The following is a 6,775-nucleotide window of genomic DNA, read 5'->3' as shown; positions in this document are numbered from 1 at the left end:
AGGCGCAGCCCGGTCCCCCGGGTCCCGCGGCCCGCCCGGCCGACAGGGCCGTCCCGCCGCCGGCGGGCGGCGTGCGCCCGGCGTCCGGGGACAGCCCGGTGAGGTCGCACGACGGCCCGGAGCCACACGCGGCGACAGCCGGTGCGCGGCCGGAGGCCGGACCGGGCACCGGCGGCCCCGGGGGTGGCCACCCCGGCGTGAGGAGTACCGCGGGCCGGGAGCCGGCGGACGGCGGCCCGGCTTCCGGTCTCCCCGCCACGGGCCGGCCCGGTGACACGGCAGGCCGCCGGGGAGCGGACGCGGCGTCGGCCGGCGTCCCCGGGTCCGTGGCCGGCCCGGCCGGCGCCCCCGCGCCGGAGGCCGATGGAGTGGGTGCCGGGGACGCGACCGTCAGGGATCCCGGGCGGCCCGCGGCACGGCCGGTGCGGGAGGGACCGCCGGGCGAGGGCGCCGGCGGCCCGGCACGGGACGTGGGCGGGGCAGGCGCACGGGGCGGCCGGGTGCGGCGGGCGATCGCCGCCGAGGAGGCGCCGGGCCGTGCGGCCGTGGCCCGGGCCGAGGTGCCCGAGACGCCGTTCGCGCTGGTCGCGCTGGTACGGCTGCGGTCGGCCGAGTCACAGGCGCCCGCGCACGGTGCCGCGAAGCGGCTGCTGGAGGCGGCGGGCGGGCGGGCCGTCGCCGGGATCTCGGGGCCCGTGCGCGGGCCGGCCGGGCTGCCTGCGGCCTGGCGCGAGGCGCTGGCCGCCGCCCGGAGCGCCACCGCGGAGCCCCGGCTGGGGCCGGTCGCCGAGTGGGCGGCCCTCGGCCCGTACCGCATGCTGACCGCGCTCCCCCGCGATGCCGCCCGCGACCCGGCCGTGCACGCCCTTCTCGACGCCTCGCACACGGATCTGGCCAGGACCACGGAGGTGTTCCTCGACTGCGCGGGCCAGGCGGGCCGGACCGCCACCGCCCTCGGCATCCACCGCCAGACGCTCTATTACCGCCTCTCCCGCGTCGAGCAGCTCACCGGCCTGGACCTCGACAACGGCGAGGACCGGCTGCTGCTGCACATGGTGCTCAAGGCGGCGCGGCTGTGAGATCACGCGCCGGGGCCCGTACCGCCGCTGCGGTACGGGCCCCGGTGGAGACGTGAGCGGGCTCAGCCGGTCAGGCCGCTCAGTCGGTCAGGTTCACCGAGCGGGCCGAGGTGGCGCCGATCTCCTCGGCGATCTCACCGAGGACGTTCGCCGGGACCGTGTCGTCGACGGTCAGGACGACGAGCGCCTCGCCGCCCTCCTCCGAGCGGGAGACCTGCATGCCGGCGATGTTCAGACCGGCCTCGCCGAGGATCCGGCCGACGGTGCCGACGACACCGGGACGGTCGGCGTAGCGCAGGACGACCATGTGGTCGGCGAGGGCCACGTCCACGTCGTAGTCGCCGACCGCGACGATCTTCTGGTGGTGCTTGGGGCCGGCCAGCGTGCCGGACACCGAGACCTCCTCGCCGCTGGAGAGCGTGCCGCGCACGGTCACCACGTTGCGGTGGTCGGGGGACTCGGAGCTGGTGGTCAGCCGCACCTCGACGCCGCGCTCCTGCGCGAACAGCGGGGCGTTGACGTAGGAGACGGTCTCGTCGACGACGTCCTCGAAGACGCCCTTGATCGCGGACAGCTCCAGCACCTTCACGTCGTGCTGGGTGATCTCGCCGTACACCTCGATGTCGAGGCGGACCGCGACCTCGCCCGCGAGGGCGGTGAAGATCCGGCCCAGCTTCTCGGCGAGCGGCAGGCCCGGCTTGACGTCCTCGGCGATGACGCCGCCCTGGACGTTCACCGCGTCCGGCACGAGCTCACCGGCGAGGGCGAGGCGGACCGAGCGGGCGACGGCGATGCCGGCCTTCTCCTGCGCCTCGTCCGTGGACGCGCCGAGGTGCGGGGTGCAGACGACCTGGTCGAACTGGAACAGCGGGGAGTCGGTGCACGGCTCCTTCGCGTACACGTCCAGGCCCGCGCCGGCGACCCGGCCCTCCTTGAGGGCGTTGAACAGCGCCTGCTCGTCGACGATGCCGCCGCGCGCGGCGTTGACGATCCGGACGTGCGGCTTCACCTTGTGCAGCGCCTCGTCGCCGATCAGACCCAGCGTCTCCGGGGTCTTCGGCAGGTGCACGGTGATGAAGTCGGAGACCTCGAGCAGCTCGTCCAGGGAGAGCAGCCTGACGCCCATCTGCGCGGCGCGCGCGGGCTGGACGTAGGGGTCGTAGGCGACGATCTTCATGCCGAAGGCCGACATGCGCTGGGCGACCAGGACGCCGATGCGGCCGAGGCCGACGACGCCGAGGGTCTTCTCGCTCAGCTCGACGCCCGTGTACTTGCTGCGCTTCCACTCGCCGTTCTTGAGGGCGGTGTTGGCCTGCGGGATGTTGCGGGCCGTGGCGATCAGCAGGCCGCAGGCGAGCTCGGCGGCCGTGACGATGTTGGAGGTGGGCGCGTTGACGACCATCACGCCGGCCTTGGTGGCGGCGGAGACGTCGACGTTGTCGAGGCCGACACCGGCGCGGGCGACGACCCGCAGCTTGCGCGCGGCGGCGATGGCCTCCGCGTCGACCTTGGTCGCGCTGCGCACCAGGATGGCGTCGACATCGGCGATCGCAGGGAGCAGTTCGGCTCGGTCCGCTCCGTTGCAGTGCCGGATCTCGAAGTCCGGGCCCAGGGCTTCGACGGTCGCGGGCGACAGCTCTTCCGCGATGAGTACGACAGGTTTCGAGCTCACGTGAGTCCTCACTCAGTCCTATGCGGACGGCCGTCCCGACGGCCGCAGGCGGTGGAGGGGCTAGCCGCGTGGAAGACGCACGACGCTGTGGGCCTGAACGCGTATCTGCTGGCAGTGTATCGGCGGTTCGGGCCGCTCCACGCGCCCCGGCCGAAGGATCACCCGCACGAGGTCGGACGCCCTGGACGAAGGCGGCGAGCCCGGTGCGCGAAAGGCCGGGACGCGGTGTCCCGGCCTCGCGCCGTACGAAGATCAGTCCTCGTTGTCGACCCAGCTCATGAGCTTGCGCAGCTCCTTGCCCGTGGTCTCCAGGAGGGACTCGCTGTCCTTCTTCTTGTACTCGTTGTACTTGGGGAGACCGTTGTGGTACTCCTCCATCCAGTTCCTGGCGAAGGTGCCGTCCTGGATCTCCGCGAGGACCTTCTTCATCTCGGCCTTGGTGGCGTCGGTGATGATCCGCGGACCGGTGACGTAGTCGCCCCACTCGGCGGTCTCGGAGACCGACCAGCGCATCTTCTCCAGGCCGCCCTCGTACATGAGGTCCACGATCAGCTTCAGCTCGTGCAGGCACTCGAAGTACGCGATCTCCGGCTGGTAGCCGGCCTCGGTCAGCGTCTCGAAGCCCGCCTTCACCAGCGCCGCGGTGCCGCCGCAGAGGACCGCCTGCTCGCCGAAGAGGTCGGTCTCGGTCTCCTCGGTGAAGGTGGTCTTGATGACACCGGCGCGGGTGCCGCCGATGCCCTTGGCGTACGACAGGGCGAGCGAGAAGGCGTTGCCCGTGGCGTCCTGCTCGACGGCGGCGATGCACGGAACGCCGCGGCCCTCCTCGTACTGGCGGCGGACCAGGTGGCCCGGGCCCTTCGGGGCGACCATGCAGACGTCGATGCCGGCCGGGGGCTTGATGAAGCCGAAGCGGATGTTGAAGCCGTGGCCGAAGAACAGCGCGTCGCCGTCCTTCAGGTTGTCCTTGATGGACTCCTCGTAGACCTGGGCCTGGATCGGGTCCGGGACCAGGATCATGATCACGTCGGCCTCGGCGGCCGCCTCGGCCGGGGTGACGACACGCAGGCCCTGCTCCTCGGCCCTGGCCTTCGACTTCGAGCCCTCGGGCAGGCCGACGCGCACGTCGACGCCGGAGTCGCGCAGCGACAGCGCGTGGGCGTGGCCCTGGCTGCCGTAGCCGATGACCGCGACCTTGCGGCCCTGGATGATGGACAGGTCGGCGTCGTCGTCGTAGAACAGCTCGGCCACTGGGTTGTCTCCTTGGTGTGCTTGTGTTGCGTCCCACCGTACGGCGGGCGGGGGAAGGGACGCCTTCGGGTCTCGCCATACGGGCGGTCTACGAGCACCGTACGGGCGGGCGCGCCGGGGTGCGGGCGGCGCGCCCGGAGCCGTACGGGCTCTTCACGGCCCGCGGGCGGGCTCAGGCGCTGCGGTCGAGCGCCCGCAGCGAGCGGTCCGTGATGGACCGGGCGCCGCGCCCGATGGCGATGGTGCCGGACTGGACGAGCTCCTTGATGCCGAAGGGCTCCAGCATCTTGAGCATGGCCTCCAGCTTGTCGCTGCCGCCGGTGGCCTCGATGGTGACCGCCTCCGGGGAGACGTCCACGGTCTTGGCGCGGAACAGCTGGACGATCTCGATGATCTGGGAGCGGGTCTCGTTGTCGGCCCGCACCTTCACCAGGACGAGTTCCCGCTGGACCGCCGAGCCCGGCTCGAGTTCGACGATCTTCAGAACGTTGACGAGCTTGTTGAGCTGCTTGGTGACCTGCTCCAGCGGCAGCTCCTCGATCACGTTCACCACGATGGTGATGCGGGAGATGTCGGGGTGTTCGGTGACGCCGACGGCGAGCGAGTCGATGTTGAAGCCCCGGCGGGAGAACAGCGCGGCGATCCTGGCGAGGATGCCCGGTGTGTTCTCGACCAGGACGGAGAGCGTGTGCTTGGACATGGGTTTGACTCTTCCTACTCGCTCTGCTCGCTCAGTCGTCTTCGCTGTCGCCGAAGTCGGGGCGGACGCCCCGGGCGGCCATGACCTCGTCGTTGGAGGTGCCTGCGGCGACCATCGGCCACACCATGGCGTCCTCGTGGACGATGAAGTCGACGACCACCGGACGGTCGTTGATGGCGTTAGCCTCGGCGATGACCTTGTCCAGGTCGGCGGGGTCCTCACAGCGCAGCGCGACACAGCCCATGGCCTCGGACAGCTTCACGAAGTCCGGGACGCGGGTGCCCCTGTTCTCCGGGAGCTCCGAAGCCGGGCCCGAGTGCAGCACCGTGTTGGAGTACCGCTGGTTGTAGAACAGGGTCTGCCACTGGCGGACCATGCCGAGCGCGCCGTTGTTGATGATGGCGACCTTGATCGGGATGTTGTTCAGCGCGCAGGTGACCAGCTCCTGGTTGGTCATCTGGAAGCAGCCGTCGCCGTCGATCGCCCAGACCGTCCGGCCGGGCTGCCCCACCTTGGCGCCCATGGCCGCCGGGACGGCGTACCCCATGGTTCCGGCACCGCCGGAGTTCAGCCAGGTCGCCGGCTTCTCGTACTCGATGTAGTGGGCGGCCCACATCTGGTGCTGGCCGACGCCCGCCGCGAAGACGGTTCCCTCGGGTGCCAGCCTGCCGATGCGCTCGATGACCTGCTGCGGGGAGAGGCTGCCGTCCTCGGGCTGGTCGTAGCCCAGGGGGTAGGTCTCGCGCCAGCGGTTGAGGTCCTTCCACCACGCGGCGTAGCCCTGGCGTGCGGCCTCGCCGACGCGGCCCTCGGTGTGCTCGGCCTGGACGGCCTGGATCAGGTCGGCGATGACCTCGCGGGCGTCGCCGACGATGGGCACGTCCGCGGTGCGGTTCTTGCCGATCTCCGCCGGGTCGATGTCGGCGTGCACGACCTTGGCGTGCGGCGCGAAGCTGTCCAGCTTCCCGGTGACGCGGTCGTCGAAGCGGGCGCCGAGGGCGACGATCAGGTCGGCCTTCTGCAGCGCGGTGACGGCGGTGACGCTGCCGTGCATGCCGGGCATGCCGACGTGCAGCGGGTGGCTGTCGGGGAAGGCGCCCAGCGCCATCAGGGTGGTGGTGACGGGCGCGCCGGTCAGCTCGGCCAGCACCTTCAGCTCGGCCGTGGCGCGGGCCTTGAGGACGCCGCCGCCGACGTAGAGGACCGGCCGCTTCGCCTGGGTGATCAGCCGGGCGGCCTCGCGGATCTGCTTGGCGTGCGGCTTGGTCACGGGGCGGTAGCCGGGCAGGTCCATGACCGGGGGCCAGCTGAAGGTGGTCTGGGCCTGGAGGGCGTCCTTGGCGATGTCCACCAGCACGGGGCCGGGACGGCCGGTCGAGGCGATGTGGAAGGCCTCGGCGATGGTGCGCGGGATGTCCTCGGCCTTGGTGACCAGGAAGTTGTGCTTGGTGATGGGCATCGTGATGCCGCAGATGTCCGCCTCCTGGAAGGCGTCCGTGCCGATGGCCTTGGAGGCGACCTGGCCGGTGATCGCGACGATCGGGACCGAGTCCATGTGGGCGTCGGCGATCGGCGTGACCAGGTTGGTGGCGCCGGGGCCCGAGGTGGCCATGCAGACGCCGACCTTGCCGGTGGCCTGGGCGTAGCCGGTGGCGGCGTGGCCGGCGCCCTGCTCGTGGCGGACCAGGATGTGACGGACCCGGGAGGAGTCCATCATCGGGTCGTACGCGGGGAGGATCGCACCGCCGGGGATACCGAACACGGTGTCGGCCCCGACCTCCTCGAGAGAGCGGATGAGGGACTGCGCGCCCGTGACGTGCTCGACGGTGGCGGGGGTGTGCTGCCCGCCGCTGCGGGCCCGCGGCTGCGGATGGTGGGCCCCGGTGGCCTGCTCGGTCATCTGCGTTCTCTTCTCGAGTGAGGGTTGGTGCTGTGTGGTCTGCGGGTGCTGCCGGTCGCACCGCCGGAGCCGGTGCTCCCGGTATCAGTGCAACAAAAAACCCCTCGTGCCGTGAGGCAAGCGAGGGGAGCGCGTCGGTGGAGTCTGCAGGGATCCGTGGTCCTGCTCAGCCG

At 71.8% G+C, this 6,775-nt stretch carries 4 protein-coding genes and 1 pseudogene; 1 reads left to right on the top strand and 4 read right to left on the bottom strand.

Annotated elements, in window-relative coordinates; translation table 11 throughout:
* Window positions 1-347: 347 nt before the first annotated feature.
* Window positions 348-1,079 (top strand): annotated as a pseudogene (locus tag GUY61_RS39140) (PucR family transcriptional regulator); the annotation flags it as partial.
* 79 nt (window positions 1,080-1,158) lie between these two features.
* Here the strand turns inward: GUY61_RS39140 and serA are convergent.
* From serA to GUY61_RS10050, 4 genes are all read right to left on the bottom strand, one after another.
* Window positions 1,159-2,751: a phosphoglycerate dehydrogenase gene (gene serA / locus GUY61_RS10065; RefSeq protein WP_166629738.1), complete on the bottom strand. Its 1,593-nt coding sequence runs from the start codon at window positions 2,749-2,751 to the stop codon at window positions 1,159-1,161.
* 252 nt (window positions 2,752-3,003) lie between these two features.
* Window positions 3,004-4,002 carry a ketol-acid reductoisomerase gene (gene ilvC, locus GUY61_RS10060; protein WP_166629737.1) on the bottom strand — a complete coding sequence of 333 codons (999 nt, stop codon included), beginning with the start codon at window positions 4,000-4,002 and terminating at the stop codon, window positions 3,004-3,006.
* 172 nt (window positions 4,003-4,174) lie between these two features.
* Window positions 4,175-4,702 carry an acetolactate synthase small subunit gene (gene ilvN, locus GUY61_RS10055; protein WP_166629736.1) on the bottom strand — a complete coding sequence of 176 codons (528 nt, stop codon included), beginning with the start codon at window positions 4,700-4,702 and terminating at the stop codon, window positions 4,175-4,177.
* A gap of 31 nt (window positions 4,703-4,733) precedes the next feature.
* On the bottom strand, window positions 4,734-6,602 hold the full coding sequence (locus tag GUY61_RS10050) for an acetolactate synthase large subunit (protein ID WP_166629735.1): 1,869 nt from the start codon (window positions 6,600-6,602) through the stop codon (window positions 4,734-4,736).
* Window positions 6,603-6,775: the final 173 nt, after the last annotated feature.

Source organism: Streptomyces sp. GC420 (genome assembly GCF_009916105.1).
Lineage (GTDB): Bacteria > Actinomycetota > Actinomycetes > Streptomycetales > Streptomycetaceae > Streptomyces.
Note: the sequence above shows the minus strand (reverse complement) of the source record. Positions and strands in the feature narration are given on the sequence as shown.

Bases quoted from the DNA above. Each gene is read 5' to 3' on its own strand.
- GUY61_RS10050 (WP_166629735.1), bottom strand. From the start codon at position 6,602: ATGACCGAGCAGGCCACCGGGGCCCACCATCCGCAGCCGCGGGCCCGC.
- ilvN (WP_166629736.1), bottom strand. From the start codon at position 4,702: ATGTCCAAGCACACGCTCTCCGTCCTGGTCGAGAACACACCGGGCATC.